Genomic DNA, 16476 nt, shown 5'->3' on the forward strand with positions numbered 1-16476 from the left:
GGGTAATAATTAAAGCGCTTACAAAAATAATTAAAGTAAAAATTTTCAGAAAAATGTTTCGTTTCTCCTTTGCCTCTTTTTAGTATAAAATATATAGGGTATTGTCTCGAAAACACAGGCCCGCCCCAAGGCGTTTTGTTGCTTTAAAGGGCTTGTTTTTGATATGATCAGTATTATATGACTTAACGGAGAAATATGTGGAGGTGGATAATATGTCACGAATTTCAATAGAAGAAGTAAAGCACGTCGCCCACTTAGCGAGACTTGCGATTACAGATGAAGAAGCGGAAATGTTCACAGAACAGCTTGACAGCATTATTTCATTTGCCGAGGAGCTCAATGAAGTGGACACAGACAATGTGGAGCCTACGACTCACGTGCTGCAAATGAAAAACGTCATGAGAGAAGATGAAGCGGGTAAAGGTCTTCCGGTTGAGGATGTTATGAAAAACGCTCCTGACCATAAAGACGGCTATATTCGTGTGCCATCAATCTTGGATTAGAGGAGGGATATCAGAATGTCATTATTTGATCATAAAATAACTGAATTAAAACAGCTTATACATAAAAAAGAGATCAGCATTTCTGATCTGGTGGATCAATCTTATAAACGAATTCAGGAAGTGGACGGAAAAGTCCAGGCATTTTTGCAGCTTGATGAAGAAAAAGCGCGCGCGTATGCGAAGGAACTCGACGAGGCGGTTGACAGCCGTTCTGAGCACGGCCTTCTATTCGGTATGCCGATCGGCGTGAAAGATAATATCGTAACAAAAGGGCTTCGCACAACGTGCTCAAGCAAAATTCTTGAGAATTTTGACCCGATTTACGACGCAACTGTCGTTCAGCGCCTTCAGGATGCTGAAGCGGTAACGATCGGAAAGCTGAACATGGACGAATTCGCCATGGGTTCTTCGACTGAAAACTCAGGGTTTAAGCCGACGAAAAACCCTTGGAATCTGGATACTGTGCCGGGCGGCTCAAGCGGGGGCTCTGCTGCGGCGGTTGCTGCGGGCGAAGTGCCGTTTTCCCTTGGTTCTGACACGGGCGGCTCCATCCGCCAGCCGGCTTCCTTCTGCGGAGTTGTCGGACTGAAGCCTACATACGGACGAGTGTCCCGTTACGGATTGGTTGCATTTGCATCTTCATTAGATCAAATCGGGCCGATCACAAGATCAGTTGAAGATAACGCGTTCTTGCTGCAGGCCATTTCAGGCGTAGACAAAATGGATGCGACAAGCGCAAATGTGGATGTTCCTGATTTTCTTTCTTCATTAACTGGCGATATTAAAGGCTTAAAAATTGCCGTTCCGAAAGAATATCTCGGAGAAGGCGTCGGAAAAGAAGCGAAAGAATCTGTTCTGGCTGCTTTGAAGGTACTTGAAGGACTCGGCGCCACTTGGGAAGAAGTATCTCTTCCGCACAGCAAATACGCTCTTGCGACGTATTACTTGCTTTCTTCTTCAGAAGCGTCAGCGAACCTTGCCCGTTTTGACGGCATCCGCTACGGATACCGCACTGACAATGCGGACAACCTTCTTGATCTTTATAAACAAACGCGTTCAGAGGGATTCGGCAATGAAGTGAAACGCCGTATCATGCTTGGCACGTTTGCTCTAAGTTCCGGCTACTATGACGCTTATTACAAAAAAGCGCAAAAAGTGCGGACGCTCATTAAAAAAGACTTCGAAGACGTATTTGAGAATTATGATGTCATCGTCGGACCGACTACGCCGACACCTGCGTTTAAACTAGGTGAAAACACGAAAGATCCGCTTACAATGTACGCAAACGATATCTTGACAATTCCGGTCAACCTTGCGGGCGTACCGGGAATCAGCGTGCCATGCGGACTCGCGGACGGACTTCCGCTCGGCCTGCAAATTATCGGAAAACACTTTGACGAAAGCACTGTATACCGCGTTGCCCATGCGTTTGAGCAGGCAACAGACCATCATAAAGCAAAACCTGAACTGTAAGGGGTGAAACGAATTGAACTTTGAAACGGTAATCGGACTTGAAGTCCACGTTGAGTTAAAAACGAAATCTAAAATTTTTTCAAGCTCTCCAACGCCGTTTGGCGCAGCGGCAAATACGCAGACAAGCGTCATCGACCTTGGCTATCCGGGCGTTTTGCCTGTTTTAAATAAAGAAGCGGTTGAATTCGCGATGAAAGCGGCAATGGCGCTGAACTGCGAAATTGCAACAGATACGAAGTTTGACCGGAAAAACTATTTCTATCCTGACAACCCGAAGGCCTATCAAATTTCTCAATTTGACAAGCCGATCGGCGAGAACGGCTGGATTGAAATCGAAGTCGGCGGCAAAACGAAAAAAATCGGCATTACCCGCCTTCACCTGGAAGAAGATGCAGGGAAGCTGACGCATACAGGCGATGGCTATTCACTTGTAGACTATAACCGCCAGGGAACACCGCTTGTCGAAATCGTTTCTGAGCCGGATATTCGCACACCGGAAGAAGCGTACGCTTATCTTGAAAAGCTAAAATCTATCATTCAATATACCGGCGTATCAGACTGTAAAATGGAAGAAGGCTCACTGCGCTGTGACGCCAACATTTCCCTTCGTCCGATCGGCCAAGAGCAATTCGGAACGAAAACCGAGCTGAAAAACCTGAACTCCTTCGCGTTTGTCCAAAAAGGACTTGAGCACGAAGAAATCCGCCAAGAACAAGTCTTGCTTTCAGGCGGTGTGATTCAGCAGGAAACACGCCGTTATGATGAATCGACTAAGAAAACCATCTTGATGCGTGTAAAAGAAGGTTCAGATGATTACCGTTACTTCCCTGAGCCTGACCTTGTCGAGCTTTATATTGATGAAGATTGGAAACAGCGTGTAAAAGAAAGCATTCCTGAGCTCCCGGATGAACGCCGCAAGCGTTATATCGACGAACTCGGCCTTCCGGCGTATGATGCCAAGGTTCTTACGCTGACGAAGGAAATGTCCGATTTCTTCGAAGAAACGGTTGCCAAAGGCGCGGAAGCAAAACAAGCGTCAAACTGGCTGATGGGAGAAGTGTCAGCCTATCTGAACGCGGAACAAAAAGAGCTGGCTGATGTCGCGCTTACGCCTGAAGGGCTTGCGGGCATGATTCAATTAATTGAAAAAGGCACGATTTCTTCCAAGATTGCGAAGAAAGTGTTTAAAGAATTGATTGAAAAAGGCGGCGACGCAGAGAAGATCGTCAAAGAAAAAGGCCTTGTGCAAATTTCTGACGAAGGCGCGCTTCTCAAGCTTGTCACTGAAGCGTTAGACAATAATCCTCAGTCTATCGAGGATTTCAAAAACGGGAAAGACCGCGCGATCGGTTTCCTCGTCGGCCAAATCATGAAAGCGTCAAAAGGCCAGGCGAACCCGCCAATGGTAAACAAAATTTTGCTTGCCGAAATTAAAAAACGATAAAAAAAAGCCGCCTGTGATGGGCGGCTTTTTTTATTTATGACCGGCATTCAGAGATATAACCGGAAATGATTGAGTGCAGCTGTGCAATTTCTTCGTCATTGCTTGCCGTTAAATTAGAAAGCATTCCTTTAATAATCGGTTTGCGGGGTTCTTCTTTAGAGAATTCCTCTTCTAAGACCTCGAGTGAAATCATTAGATCATCAGACAATTCTCCGTTTTCCTTTACTTTCCGAATTTCTTTCAGCACTTGCTCCGTGCCCGCTGGTATCACGCGGAAGATCTCTTCTGGAAGAATCGCTTTCTTACCTGATTGAATAAGCCCATAAATGAGGTCATCCAGCCTATCCATAATAAACTGCGAAAGATGTTCAAAATCAAGCTTGATTTGTTCGTTGAAAATCAAAAGATTAATATATGAGTTCACAATACCTTGAGCCATTATGGATATATCCGATAAAAACGGTGCAATGCGATCTCCATAAGAGGAAACGAGAGCCATGCGATATTGTTTATTGAACTCTATGTTTGCGTTATGGAAGTATTGCTTCAGTTTCTGATTTTCAGGAATGACGTTTTCGCTTAACAGTAAAACAATGAAATCCCGATGTTCAAGAAATTCTTGTAATTGATGCGTAATTTGTTTTTTAAAGATTTCTTTAGGCGGTAAATGGTGATGTTTTTCCTTTATCTTTTGCATATTGTCCATGGACATGCTGATGTAATATTCACAGGCAGACAGAAGAAGCGCTTCTTTCGATTTAAAATGCAAATAAAACGCACCTTTTGATATTCCGCATTCACTGGCTATTTCCTGTATTGTTGTTGAAGAAAACCCTTTTTTTGCAAACAGGTGAATGCCGGTTTTAATGATTTTCTCTTTTTTTTCATTCATGACGTGCTTCCCCTTAATCCTTGAAATATTTAGAAAAATTTCTGTCTTTTTGGTTGACGATGTTGCGCTATACCGTTTAGTATTATATAGAATGACCAGTCAGTCAATAAAAATGTAATGGAGGATACGATGAACCACATTATTAACTTTATACTTAAGAACAAATTCGCAGTTTGGCTGATGACCATTATTGTGACTGTGGCAGGGCTTTATGCGGGTTTGAATATGAAACAAGAATCCATTCCTGACGTTAACATGCCTTACCTTACAATAAGTACTACATATCCCGGTGCCACCCCAAGCCAAGTGGCTGATGAGGTGACAAAGCCGATTGAGCAAGCGGTGCAAAATGTAGACGGAGTGAGCGTTGTCACGTCCACTTCATATGAAAATGCATCCTCTGTCATGATTGAATATGACTATGAGAAGGATATGGACAAAGCCAAAACAGAGGCTGCTGAAGCGTTAGAGAACGCCAGCCTGCCTGATGATACGAAGGACCCGGAAATTTCACGCTACAGCATGAATTCATTTCCTATCCTTACGCTCAGTGTATCAAGCGACAAAGATTCACTTGAAGACCTGACGAAAAAGGTGGAAAACGGCCTTGTTCCTAAACTTGAAGGCACTGAAGGTGTTGCTTCCGTGCAAGTTTCCGGACAGCAGGTTGAAGAAGTTGAATTCTCTTTTAAAGAAGACAAACTGAAAGATTACGGCCTTGATGAAGATACAGTCAAGCAAGTGATCCAAGGTTCTGACGTTACGACGCCGCTTGGTCTGTACACGTTCGGAAAGCAAGAAAAATCAGTTGTCGTAAGCGGCGATATTGAATCAATTAAAGATTTGAAGAATATGAGAATCCCGACCGCTTCTGCAAGCTCTGGCAGTGCATCTTCTGCAGCGGCAGCCCAGAGCGCACAAGCGGCTTCCCAAGCACAGCAAGGCGCAAGCACAGATGTGCCGACGGTTAAGCTCTCTGACATTGCTGATATTAAAGATGTAAGAAAAGCGGAATCTATTTCCCGCACAAATGGAAAAGACAGTATCGGGATCAACATCATCAAAGCTAATGATGCGAATACTGTAGAGGTTGCCGACCAGATCAAAGATGAACTGAAGCAGTACAAAAAAGACAATAAAGGTTTCCAATACAGTTCAACACTTGATATGGCAGAACCGATTACAGAATCAGTCGATACAATGTTAAGCAAAGCGGTATTCGGTGCGATTTTTGCGATTGTGATTATCCTCTTATTCTTGAGAGATATTAAGTCAACGCTGATTTCTGTCGTTTCGATTCCATTATCACTATTAATCGCGCTTCTTGCGCTGAATCAGCTTGATATTACATTAAACATCATGACCCTTGGCGCGATGACGGTTGCGATCGGACGGGTTGTCGATGATTCCATCGTTGTGATTGAGAACATCTACCGCCGCATGAGGCTCAAGGATGAACCGTTACGCGGAAAAGCCTTGGTTCGTGAAGCGACGAAAGAAATGTTTAAACCGATTATGTCATCAACAATTGTGACAATTGCGGTATTCCTGCCGCTCGCATTGGTAGGCGGCCAAATCGGTGAACTGTTTATGCCGTTCGCATTGACGATCGTATTTGCGCTTGCCGCATCCCTGTTGATTTCGATCACGCTTGTGCCGATGCTCGCGCACAGCCTGTTCAAAAAATCGTTATCAGGAGCTCCGGTGAAGGCGAAGGAACATAAGCCGGGCAGACTGGCAAACTTCTATAAAAAAGTCCTGAACTGGGCATTGAGCCACAAATGGATTACGTCTATCATCGCTGTTCTGATGTTGCTCGGAAGTTTGTTCCTCGTACCGTTAATCGGGGCGAGCTACCTGCCTTCAGACTCAGAAAAAACAATGCAGATCACTTACAGCCCTGAGCCTGGTGAAACAAAAAGTGAAGCAGAAGATGAAGCAGAAAAGGCTGAAAAAATCTTATTAGATCGCAAACATGTGGATACGGTTCAATATTCATTGGGCTCTGAAAATCCACTGGCCGGCGGAAATTCAAATGGTGCGTTGTTCTATGTGAAGTATGAAGATGATACTCCTGCTTTTGATAAAGAGAAGGATAACGTGCTCAAAGAAATTAAGAAACAATCCGACCGGGGAGAATGGAAATCACAGGATTTCAGTTCATCCGGAAATAACAATGAATTAACCTATTATGTGTATGGAGATTCAGAGAGTGATATTAAAGGCACTGTAAAAGACATTGAAAAGATCATGAAAGATCAAAAAGATCTTAAAAACGTAAATTCAGGCCTTTCCAGCACATATGATGAGTACACATTTGTGGCCGACCAAGAGAAGTTAAGCAAACTGGGATTAACAGCTTCTCAAATTTCTCAAGCGTTAATGTCAGAAACATCACAGGCTCCGCTGACAACTGTCAAAAAAGACGGTAAAGAGCTTGATGTCAACATTAAAACAGAAAAAGACGAGTATAAGAGCGTCAAAGATTTAGAAAATAAAAAGATAACATCAGCCACCGGCAAAGAAGTGAAGATCGGCGATGTGGCAAAAGTAAAAGAAGGCACAACATCTGATACAGTCTCCAAACGGGACGGCAAGGTATATGCGGATGTGACAGGAGAAGTAACATCAGATAATGTCACAAGCATTTCTGCGGCTGTGCAAAAGAAAGTTGATAAGCTTGAGCTGCCTGATAATGTATCAGTTGATACAGGCGGGGTTTCCGCAGATATTGCTGATTCCTTTACGAAGCTTGGTTTAGCGATGCTTGCTGCCATTGCGATCGTGTATCTTGTACTGGTGATTACGTTCGGCGGAGCATTGGCGCCGTTTGCAATTCTGTTCTCACTGCCGTTTACAGTAATCGGCGCATTAGTCGGTCTGTATGTATCCGGAGAGACAATCAGTCTGAACGCGATGATCGGTATGCTGATGCTGATCGGTATCGTTGTCACAAACGCAATTGTCTTAATTGACCGCGTGATTCATAAGGAAGCGGAAGGGTTATCTACGAGAGAAGCGCTCTTGGAAGCAGGCTCTACACGACTCCGTCCGATCCTGATGACAGCTATCGCGACAATCGGAGCTTTGATTCCGTTGGCGCTTGGATTCGAAGGCGGAAGCCAGGTCATCTCAAAAGGCCTCGGCGTTACCGTTATCGGCGGTTTAATCAGTTCGACACTTCTTACCCTTCTGATCGTGCCGATTGTATATGAAGTATTGGCGAAGTTCCGACGGAAAAAGCCGGGCATGGAAGAAGAGTAAGATCATAAAAAAAGTCTTAGCTCCTGATAGGGGGGCTGGGGCTTTTTTTACGTATCGGCCCATTTTCTTCTGCCAAATCCTGTTCATTTTGTTGCGATTTTTATAACTCATAGTATAATTAAAGGTTGTTAGTGTAAAAATGGATCGGATACTCTTAAGTAGGATGATGAGATAATGAAACGTGCGCGAATTATATACAATCCGACTTCGGGACGGGAGCTTTTTAAGAAAAATCTTGCCCAGGTCCTTCAAAAATTTGAACAAGCCGGCTATGAAACCTCCACTCATGCCACGACATGTGCGGGAGACGCGACCCATGCCGCAAAAGAAGCGGCGCTGCGGGAATTTGACCTGATTATCGCGGCAGGCGGGGACGGAACGATTAACGAGGTCGTTAACGGACTGGCGCCATTAGACCGCCGCCCGACACTCGGCATCATTCCAGTCGGCACAACAAACGACTTTGCCAGAGCGCTCGGCATACCGAGAGAAGATATTTTGAAAGCGGCGGACACCGTAATTGAAGGCGTCGCCCGCCCGATTGATATCGGACTTGTCAACGGACAGTATTTCATTAATATTGCCGGCGGAGGGCGATTGACCGAATTGTCGTATGATGTTCCGAGCAAACTGAAAACGATGCTCGGCCAGCTTGCTTATTATTTAAAAGGGATGGAAATGCTGCCTTCGCTTCGTCCGACAGAAGTCGAGATTGAATATGACGGCAAGCTGTTTCATGGCGAAATCATGCTGTTCTTAGTCACGCTGACAAACTCAGTCGGCGGCTTTGAAAAGCTGGCCCCGGATTCCAGCCTGAATGACGGAATGTTTGACCTGATTATATTAAAGAAAGCCAACCTCGCAGAATTTATCAGAGTCGCAAGTTTGGCGCTCCGCGGCGAGCACATTAATGATCAGCATATTATTTATACGAAAGCGAACCGCGTCAAAATCAATGTATCTGAAAAGATGCAGCTCAATTTGGACGGCGAATACGGCGGGATGCTGCCGGGCGAATTCGTGAATTTGTACCGCCACATCCACGTGGTCATGCCGAAAGAGAAAGCGGAACAGCTGGATGATTAAAACTTGGTCTCTAGGCGGCCAAGTTTTTCTTGCTTATTAGAAGAGGTGAACATATATGAAAATGAAACCCCCAGTAGAAAAAAACGAATACTACGACGTGACATTTGAGGATTTGACCCACGAAGGAGCGGGCGTCGCAAAGGTGCAGGGCTTCCCGATCTTCGTGCCAAACGCCCTGCCGGAAGAAAAAGCCCAAATCAAAGTCACGCGCGTCAAAAAAGGCTTCGCCTTCGGCCGCTTGATCGAGATGAAGGAAGAAAGCCCGCACAGAACGGATGCTCCTTGCCCGATCTACAAACAATGCGGAGGCTGCCAGCTCCAGCACATGACCTACGAAGGCCAGCTCTTGTTTAAACAGAAACAAGTCAAAGACGTCTTAGAACGGATCGGCAAGCTGGACCTGTCCAATGTCACCGTGCACCCGACACTCGGCATGGAAGACCCATGGAACTACAGAAACAAAGCACAGGTGCCGGTAGGAGAACGAGAAGGCGGACTCGTCGCCGGATTCTATCAGCAGCGCAGCCATGATATCATCGACATGAGCGCCTGCCTGATCCAGCAATCCAAAAACGACGAAGCCGTCCAAGCCGTCAAAGACATTTGCGCAACATACGGTGTCAAAGCCTACAACGAAGAACGCCACAAAGGCTGGCTCCGCCACATCATGGTCAGATACGGCGTGGTTACGGGTGAAATGATGATCGTCTTCATCACAAGAACAAATGACTTCCCGCACAAAGCGAAGATCATCGAAGACATCACAGCAGCGTTCCCGCACGTCAAATCAATCGTGCAAAACATCAACCCAAATAAGACAAACGTCATCTTTGGCAACGAAACAAACGTCATCTGGGGCGAAGAATACATCTACGACCTCATCGGAGACGTCAAATTCGCCATCTCCGCCAGATCGTTCTACCAAGTTAACCCGGAGCAGACAAAAGTGCTGTACGACAAAGCGCTAGAGTATGCTGAGCTGAAAGGCGAAGAAACAGTGATTGACGCCTATTGCGGAATCGGCACGATTTCATTGTTTTTGGCGAAGCAGGCGAAAAAAGTGTACGGCGTAGAGATTGTGCCGGAAGCGATTGAAGATGCGAAACGCAACGCTGAGCTGAACGGCATCACAAACGCAGAGTTCGCGGTTGGAGAAGCGGAAACCGTGATTCCGAAATGGTATGAGGAAGGCATTACGGCCGATACGCTAGTCGTCGACCCGCCGAGAAAAGGCTGCGACGAAGCGCTCCTGCGCACGATTGTGGAGATGAAACCGAAGCGGGTGGTATATGTGTCATGTAATCCTGGCACGCTTGCGAGAGACCTGCGAGTGCTTGAGGATGGCGGGTATGCGACGCGCGAGGTGCAGCCTGTGGATATGTTTCCGCATACGAATCATGTGGAGTGTGTGGCTGTACTTGAGATTGAGGATTAATGAAGTTATAAAAAGCTAGAGCCTCTCGGATCAGGAGAGGCTCTAGCTTTTTAATTTCCTGTATAATAGTAAATAATGTCCTATTTAAGAACAGGGGTGTATTAAAATAGTAGATAACGTTACAAGTCATTCAGATTTCCCCATTCAAGAAAAATTGAAAAAGGTTTTAAAAAATTATCAACATGCCAAGAGTGAAACCTTCAAGAATCATCCTCTTGGTTACCTTATTCGTCATGAAATAAAGGGAAATCTTATTGTAGAGGCTAAATTAGATCTATCCAAATATCATGTAGCAGGGTCGGTCGGGATCGGGAAATGGGCCGAGGTTCCATGGATATCTATTTTTAGAAAGAATCTAACAACCTCAGCAACAAGAGGCTACTATATTGTTTACTTGTTTAATGCTGACGGTAGTGGTTTATACGTTAGCTTGAATCAAGGATGGACATACTTCAAAGAAAAGTATGGAACCAAGTTAGGTAAGACAAAAATTCAAAAGACAGCTTCTATTATCAGAGAGAAACTAAATACTATACCTCAGAAAATGAACCTTTTGAAAATTAGTTTAAAAGGCGAAGGTGATCTTGCGAGAGGGTATGAATTAGGACATATATGTGGTCGATACTATGATATTAGCAATTTGCAGGATGAAGAAGTCATCATAAGTGATTTACAAGCTTTATTGATTACATACATAGAATTAGAAGGTTTCATTGGAAACAGATCTATAGAGCAGTTTAACGATTTCATTTTGTTGAAGGAAGACGGTTTGTTTTTAGAAGATAGGGATAATGAAGAGAAATATCAGTTGGCAACTCAGCAATTCATTGTATCAGAGAGTATAGTTGAGGGATATGAAGTCAATCAAAAGAGAGAACGCCCAGAGCCAATCTTTAACAAAGGTGGGCAAAAACAATGGACAAGAAATGCGAGTTTAGCATCAAAAGCTATGATGCTTTCAAATTATACATGTGAAATAGATCGTTCACATAAAACATTTATTTCAAAATCTACAAATAAACCGTATGTTGAGTCGCATCACCTTGTTCCTATTGCAAAACAAGAAGAGTTTCGATTTGACTTAGATCAATTGGCAAATTTAATATGTCTTTGTCCACTTTGTCATCGTCTTATTCATTTAGGTAAAGATGAAGAGAAAGAGGAACGGCTGAAAAAATTGTTTGAACAGCGTAAAGAGCAACTAAGCTGGATCGGGATAGAAATTACTTTTTCTGATCTTAAAAGGATGTATGGTATATCAAAATACATTTAGAGTAATTCACTTTAGTCTCTTTCTATATGCTTTCTAAATTATAACAGTGTTATTTATTACTCTCAATACATTCAAATACATAATTGACTGTTGGTAATATAAAGAATGGGATTTTCTAATAAAGTTCTAAAAAACATACTCTTACTCCTAATTTTCGAGAAAATAGACGCAGCCAAAAGCTGCGTCTTGTTCTTAACCAAGCGTTCCGTTTTCTGCAATCATCATGTCTTTGTTTGCTAGGGGGCTCGTTGAGTTGTTTGCAGCTTTGCCTGTCATGTTTCTGGATGCCACCCATAGGTATCTTTAACAAGACAACAATTATATTGTTTACTTCTTTAATTTATAAATATCATGACTGAATTTAATTAGCAGATTTCCAATTGTAAGTGTACTCTCGATGAACGAAATAGCACTTTTCATTTTATCTCCTTCAATTTCAATAACTAAATACACTTGAGTTTTATTTCACAATATCCATACTTAAAAAAGTACCATCTTGTTCGTTGATGAAAAATCTTCTTCCGGCAAAGTCTATAATTGCGACTCCCTTACCTTGCTCAATACTTACTCCTACATAAGGAACATTTAAATTTCCTGCAAGACTCTTGTCAGGATCAGATATTCTCCAAATAATGTGCCCATCTTTTGAAACTCCATATACATTATTGCGTTCACTGCTTCGGGGAGGGAGTTTTAAAACAACAATAATTATATCATTTAGCTCTTTAATTTCTAAGATATCATGTTGGAAATTCACTTCTATATTTCCAATTTTTAATTTTTCATTAGAAAAAGCTACCATAGTCATAATCCACCTCGTCATTATTTTATAGGTCTCTCATTTCCAAACTCACCGATAAATTGTCCCTTCATATCAAATTGTGTGCCTCCGCCTTTATATCCGAATAAAGGGTTAACTTCACCAGTTCTTATAATATCTCCTTTTTCAAAAGTCACATCGGCAATATATTTTGGAGTATGAGGTAATGCAAACTTTTCTTGAATTTCTTGTGGAGTTAGACCATTAATATCTTCATATTTCATTGCCCAACCACCATACATTCGTGAATTTTCTCCATCGTATACCCTAACTAAAGTTGTTCTTTCTGTAATTTCTATTTCCTTTACTAGAGTTCCTGGTGTATATGGCGGTTCCGTATAACCTTGTTCCTTCCACCAATTATTCACATCTTCTGCTGTATGTGTTTTTATTGTTTTTGAATTAATTCCTTTTGTATATAGCTCTTCTTTTGAGATGGTTGTACCTTTTTTGATTTCTCCACTATCAGACTTGTAAGTGATTTTGTTTTTTTATCTTACGTGAGCGTTTAATTGTTTTATTATTTTTTTCTAACTGTCAATGAGATACTTCTTAAAGTAAAGTTCAATAATTAAATAATCGAAAGATATAGAAAATCCCCTTAGCAAAGAAGGGGACATAAGAACATTGCTATTTACTTAATGAATCTTTATAAGTTTTGAACAGCTTTACATTTAGATCATCAATTTCTGAAAAATGCCATTCAAATGAAGTCATTAATCTATGAATTTCCATTAAATTATTATCTACTGAATCTGGATTCTTGTAATCTAGTGTTTGGCTTTCTTCTAAAAGGTTATCCAATGATTGAAGTAATTTTGCGAAGTCCTCTAAATTTTCGTGTTGTTCTTTTATTTCTTCCGAAGAAATTATTTCGCCCCCAACATGATCATTTAAATTTTCCAAGTGAGTTAAAACTTTTTTAAGTTTTTCTATCATATTTCTCATCTCCAGTTTTTTATCGTTCTGCCTGTTGCTTTCTTGGTTTTATCAATATTTTTTGTTCCGTCTAAATTAAGGACATATTGTACTTTTCCTTTTTTATCTATAACTTCAAGATGATCTTTATGCATGCCATCTAGATAAATTCCGAAGCCCTTTTTTAAATATTCATTATCAATTTTTTTAGTGACTTTATAAATTGATTGCCCATCGTATTTAATTTTTGTCTTTGTAACAGAACCTTTTATTAACGTTCCAAAATCCATCTCAGTAAAAAAAGTTTCCATATTAGCTACCGGTTTAATATTACCGGTATAATTACCGAAATTAGATGTTTCGGATTTAAAGAAAAGGATATTTTTCTCTTCTTCTATTACCTTCTTTAGCAGTGGAGTATTCTTCACATTATGCGTACTTTCAATATCCTGCGCCATACCGACAAGTGCTGGTTCGTATTTACTTTTCGATAAAGAATTGATCCTTGTCTTCACATGTTTGGCGGCGGCTTTTTCTCCAGCTTCCAGCACTTTATCGACTTTGGCAGCACCTGTTTTACCAAGCTTGCCTGTAATTTTTACGGCAGAACCAGCGCCTTTAAGTCCAACAAGGCTTCCGACCGCATAGGTAATATAATGCGATCGTGAGTATGCATCGCCGTTAACCATTTTATCATTCCATGAATCAGCTATGTTTGTCCATATGATTTTTGCATAGGACGGCGTGTTTAATACTGTTGAAATTGTTTTGGCTAATTTTTGTTCATCGGAGAGCTGAGAGAATTCCCATGCGCCGACAGCTAAATCTTTGACGCCTGTTACCGTGTCTTTCCCGATATCATAAAGAGCGACTCCGCTTCCTTTTAGAATTTCCCAAGCGGTTTCGCCGACTTCCAATACAGTCTCGCCGGCTTTTTCTAGCTGTTTTGCTTGTTCAAGCTGCACCACATACTGTAACTGGGCAGGTTCAAGGTTCTCATACCCAATCTTCTTGGCAATTTCTAAATATTCATCCGGATCTGACACACCATCCGCAAGTTTTTTCTTCAAATCTTTGATTTCGCGTTCCTTCGTTTCCTCTTTCTTAACCTTCAAGTAAGCATCCGTCCGCTTTTCAATAACGCCTTTTTTCTTATGTATGTCACTCTCGCGATACGCCTTGGCGTTGTAATGAATTGGCGTGGCGTTTTTGCCTTTGCCCGTTGACTCCTGCAGTTTTTGAAAGTCTGCTTTGATGAATTGCTCATTTGGTTCTGACAGGGCGTATTCTGTCAGCAGGTCATCGTCCAGAGCGTCTAGCTTTTCGAGTGTTTTTTTGCGTTTGTCATTGGCATCGCCCAGTTCGTCTTTGAAGGTTTCTGTTGAAAACAGATCGAGCGGGAGGATGTCGTCGATATCATTCAGGATGTCTTTCATGGCTTTTTTCTGTTCGGACATGATGGATCTTGATTTTGTATAGGCGTTTGCCAGCTCGTGTTCTAAAAAGGATTCTTCTATGTAAGCGTCTGACAGGTCTTTATCTTCGGCTTTTCCGGTGGCGCTGTTGAAAAAAGCGATTTTCATGTCGATGTAGTCGATCCATTGGTCGGTGACGCCAACGTGGTCGTGGTAAAATGCTTTGATGTTGGTGGCGCCCTTTCCTGAGAACGCGCTGTCGTCAAGATCGGCGACGCCTTTTAACGCTTTTCTCAAGTTCACCATTTGGGTTCTTAATTCTTTGTATTCTTTTGCACGGTCTTCGGCTTCTGACATGAGTGTTTTGGCATCTAAGATTTTCATGACCATTTCCCTTCTTTTTGCATTCAATATCTAAATTTTACCACGCGTCGGGAGGGAAGTCGCTGTGAGAAAGAGTTTTATCGGAAAAATGATACTTTAGAACCGTGACTTTATGTGTGGATTACTTTCAATATGATTTTTGATATATCAATTAAAAAGGGGAAGAGCTAGTTTAGAAAAAGGATTTTTTAATAAATATATCAGATGAGGAACTTCAATTGAGAAGTTTCTTTCTTATTGACTGCATGTTATTACATAAATTTACAAACTGTGATATGATAATTATACAGATTATTTAGAATTCTCAAAAGAAAAGAGGGCTTGGGTATGAGCAAGGTCGCTTCTGAGGTTGTCGGCGGTGTTTTAAATGAACTTCATTTAGCCATAAAAAAGCATGACATTGAAAAAGCGGAAAGTCTCTTTGAGCAAGCGAAAGCTACCTTCGATGAGATGGAGGAGAATCAAGATGTGCTGATCTACTTCTCATTGCTTGAGGAAAGGTATCGGATGATGCTTTTTGATGCGAGGGGGAAGCGGCTGCCGGACAGATCTTATTTTGATGATTCACAATCCAAATGTATTGAACAAACAGATGATATGATTGATTACTATTTTTATTTTTTTGAGGCGATGCATGAAGCCTATAATAAAAACTTTGAGCGGGCAATCAGTCTTTATAAAGTTGCAGAGAAAAAAATAGTCAAGATTCCTGACAAGATTGAAGCTGCAGAGTTTTATTTCAAAGTGTCTTGGCTGTATATGTCTCTACGGCAAAGTGTGGTGTCCCTCAATTATGCGAAAGATGCCATGAATATTTATAAGGTGCATGAAGGGTACAAAAAGAAGCTGGCGGTTTCCCTCGTTGTGATGGCTACAAATTATATGCACATGAACCGGTTTCAAGAGGCAGAAGAGTATTTCACACAGTCAATTGAGATCTCAAAAGAGATTGAGGATTCATTTCTAGAGGCTATGCTTCATCATAATATCAGTATTCTTTATTCAAACTCTGGCAGGTCTATTGATTGTATACAAGCAGTTCAGCAGGCATTGAGTCATGACGAATGGTGTGAGTCAAGCTATTATATAAATTCTCTTTATATGCTGACGAGAGAATTTTTCAAAATCGGGGAGAAAAATAAAGCCCTATTCTATTATAAAAAAGGACAAGAAGAACTGGATAAGAACGGGAATAAGATATATGAAAAGAAAATAAATATGATATATAACCTATACTGTCATGACACCTCAGAAAGCTTTCCAGCATGCAAAAATGATATCCATTCTTTAAATAAACTGAATGACCTTGACGGCGTTCATGACCTTTCTTTGCTGATATCCAGCCATTATGAGTATAAGGGAGACTACAAGGAAGCACTAGAGTTTGCTAAAATGGCAATGATAGCCGAAAACAAAATGAGATCATTGGGGAGTGAGATGTAATGAAAAAAGTCATTCTTTGCTTTTCTTTAACAGCTATGGTCTTAGGCGGTGCTGCTTATTCTCAAAGCCACAATATGGTATCTGCAGATTTTAAAGCGGCGGAACTGCCTGTTGGAGGTTAATGTG

14 protein-coding genes are annotated in these 16476 nt (G+C 41.8%); 9 read left to right on the top strand and 5 right to left on the bottom strand.

What is annotated here, in order from left to right; translation table 11 throughout:
* The first annotated feature begins 212 nt into the window (after positions 1-212).
* The 3 genes from gatC to gatB are packed head-to-tail and all read left to right on the top strand — an operon-like array spanning position 213 to position 3420.
* Entirely contained in the window at positions 213-503 is a 291-nt protein-coding gene (gene gatC / locus AAHT65_RS10595) for an Asp-tRNA(Asn)/Glu-tRNA(Gln) amidotransferase subunit GatC (protein ID WP_003328442.1), read from the top strand.
* 15 nt (positions 504-518) lie between these two features.
* Positions 519-1976, top strand: coding sequence for an Asp-tRNA(Asn)/Glu-tRNA(Gln) amidotransferase subunit GatA (gene gatA / locus AAHT65_RS10600; protein WP_343311476.1), 1458 nt, complete (start codon positions 519-521; stop codon positions 1974-1976).
* A gap of 13 nt (positions 1977-1989) precedes the next feature.
* Positions 1990-3420 (top strand): Asp-tRNA(Asn)/Glu-tRNA(Gln) amidotransferase subunit GatB, encoded by a 1431-nt coding sequence (gatB, locus tag AAHT65_RS10605; RefSeq protein ID WP_003328438.1) that lies wholly within the window; start codon positions 1990-1992, stop codon positions 3418-3420.
* Between the two features lie 34 nt (positions 3421-3454).
* On the opposite strand, the gene AAHT65_RS10610 is transcribed toward gatB, so the two are convergent.
* Positions 3455-4312: a TetR/AcrR family transcriptional regulator gene (locus tag AAHT65_RS10610; protein WP_258728759.1), complete on the bottom strand. Its 858-nt coding sequence runs from the start codon at positions 4310-4312 to the stop codon at positions 3455-3457.
* A 129-nt stretch (positions 4313-4441) separates the two neighbouring features.
* On the opposite strand from AAHT65_RS10610, the gene AAHT65_RS10615 reads away from it, so the two are divergent.
* The 4 genes from AAHT65_RS10615 to AAHT65_RS10630 all read left to right on the top strand — a co-directional run bounded on the left by AAHT65_RS10615 (position 4442) and on the right by AAHT65_RS10630 (position 11370).
* Positions 4442-7576 carry an efflux RND transporter permease subunit gene (locus AAHT65_RS10615; protein WP_343311477.1) on the top strand — a complete coding sequence of 1045 codons (3135 nt, stop codon included), beginning with the start codon at positions 4442-4444 and terminating at the stop codon, positions 7574-7576.
* 174 nt (positions 7577-7750) lie between these two features.
* Complete coding sequence (locus tag AAHT65_RS10620; RefSeq protein WP_003328434.1) at positions 7751-8662, top strand: diacylglycerol kinase; 912 nt, start codon at positions 7751-7753, stop codon at positions 8660-8662.
* 55 nt (positions 8663-8717) lie between these two features.
* A complete protein-coding gene (rlmD, locus tag AAHT65_RS10625; RefSeq protein ID WP_328184412.1) occupies positions 8718-10097 on the top strand; it encodes a 23S rRNA (uracil(1939)-C(5))-methyltransferase RlmD in 1380 nt (459 codons plus the stop codon).
* Between the two features lie 154 nt (positions 10098-10251).
* Positions 10252-11370: an MrcB family domain-containing protein gene (locus tag AAHT65_RS10630; protein ID WP_343311478.1), complete on the top strand. Its 1119-nt coding sequence runs from the start codon at positions 10252-10254 to the stop codon at positions 11368-11370.
* A gap of 460 nt (positions 11371-11830) precedes the next feature.
* On the opposite strand, the gene AAHT65_RS10635 is transcribed toward AAHT65_RS10630, so the two are convergent.
* From AAHT65_RS10635 to AAHT65_RS10650, 4 genes are all read right to left on the bottom strand, one after another.
* A complete protein-coding gene (locus AAHT65_RS10635; protein ID WP_061573274.1) occupies positions 11831-12172 on the bottom strand; it encodes a hypothetical protein in 342 nt (113 codons plus the stop codon).
* Between the two features lie 20 nt (positions 12173-12192).
* Positions 12193-12558 carry a hypothetical protein gene (locus tag AAHT65_RS10640; protein ID WP_343311479.1) on the bottom strand — a complete coding sequence of 122 codons (366 nt, stop codon included), beginning with the start codon at positions 12556-12558 and terminating at the stop codon, positions 12193-12195.
* A 262-nt stretch (positions 12559-12820) separates the two neighbouring features.
* Entirely contained in the window at positions 12821-13129 is a 309-nt protein-coding gene (locus tag AAHT65_RS10645; protein WP_343311480.1) for a hypothetical protein, read from the bottom strand.
* A gap of 5 nt (positions 13130-13134) precedes the next feature.
* Positions 13135-14907 (bottom strand): ribonuclease YeeF family protein, encoded by a 1773-nt coding sequence (locus tag AAHT65_RS10650; RefSeq protein WP_343311481.1) that lies wholly within the window; start codon positions 14905-14907, stop codon positions 13135-13137.
* 327 nt (positions 14908-15234) lie between these two features.
* On the opposite strand from AAHT65_RS10650, the gene AAHT65_RS10655 reads away from it, so the two are divergent.
* Both AAHT65_RS10655 and AAHT65_RS10660 read left to right on the top strand, forming a co-directional pair.
* Entirely contained in the window at positions 15235-16350 is a 1116-nt protein-coding gene (locus tag AAHT65_RS10655; protein ID WP_343311482.1) for a Rap family tetratricopeptide repeat protein, read from the top strand.
* Positions 16350-16472: a PhrK family phosphatase-inhibitory pheromone gene (locus AAHT65_RS10660; protein WP_343311483.1), complete on the top strand. Its 123-nt coding sequence runs from the start codon at positions 16350-16352 to the stop codon at positions 16470-16472. Before AAHT65_RS10655 ends, AAHT65_RS10660 begins: the two co-directional genes overlap by 1 nt.
* Positions 16473-16476 lie beyond the last annotated feature (4 nt).

It is taken from the genome of Bacillus atrophaeus (genome assembly GCF_039519175.1).
Lineage (GTDB): Bacteria > Bacillota > Bacilli > Bacillales > Bacillaceae > Bacillus > Bacillus atrophaeus.

Excerpts from the sequence above, each read along its gene's own strand:
- gatC (WP_003328442.1), top strand. The coding sequence starts at position 213 with ATGTCACGAATTTCAATAGAAGAAGTAAAGCACGTCGCCCACTTAGCG.
- AAHT65_RS10645 (WP_343311480.1), bottom strand. The coding sequence starts at position 13,129 with ATGATAGAAAAACTTAAAAAAGTTTTAACTCACTTGGAAAATTTAAAT.
- AAHT65_RS10635 (WP_061573274.1), bottom strand. The coding sequence starts at position 12,172 with ATGGTAGCTTTTTCTAATGAAAAATTAAAAATTGGAAATATAGAAGTG.
- AAHT65_RS10660 (WP_343311483.1), top strand. The coding sequence starts at position 16,350 with ATGAAAAAAGTCATTCTTTGCTTTTCTTTAACAGCTATGGTCTTAGGC.
- gatA (WP_343311476.1), top strand. The coding sequence starts at position 519 with ATGTCATTATTTGATCATAAAATAACTGAATTAAAACAGCTTATACAT.
- rlmD (WP_328184412.1), top strand. The coding sequence starts at position 8,718 with ATGAAAATGAAACCCCCAGTAGAAAAAAACGAATACTACGACGTGACA.
- AAHT65_RS10655 (WP_343311482.1), top strand. The coding sequence starts at position 15,235 with ATGAGCAAGGTCGCTTCTGAGGTTGTCGGCGGTGTTTTAAATGAACTT.
- AAHT65_RS10620 (WP_003328434.1), top strand. The coding sequence starts at position 7,751 with ATGAAACGTGCGCGAATTATATACAATCCGACTTCGGGACGGGAGCTT.
- AAHT65_RS10610 (WP_258728759.1), bottom strand. The coding sequence starts at position 4,312 with ATGAATGAAAAAAAAGAGAAAATCATTAAAACCGGCATTCACCTGTTT.
- AAHT65_RS10650 (WP_343311481.1), bottom strand. The coding sequence starts at position 14,907 with ATGAAAATCTTAGATGCCAAAACACTCATGTCAGAAGCCGAAGACCGT.
- AAHT65_RS10615 (WP_343311477.1), top strand. The coding sequence starts at position 4,442 with ATGAACCACATTATTAACTTTATACTTAAGAACAAATTCGCAGTTTGG.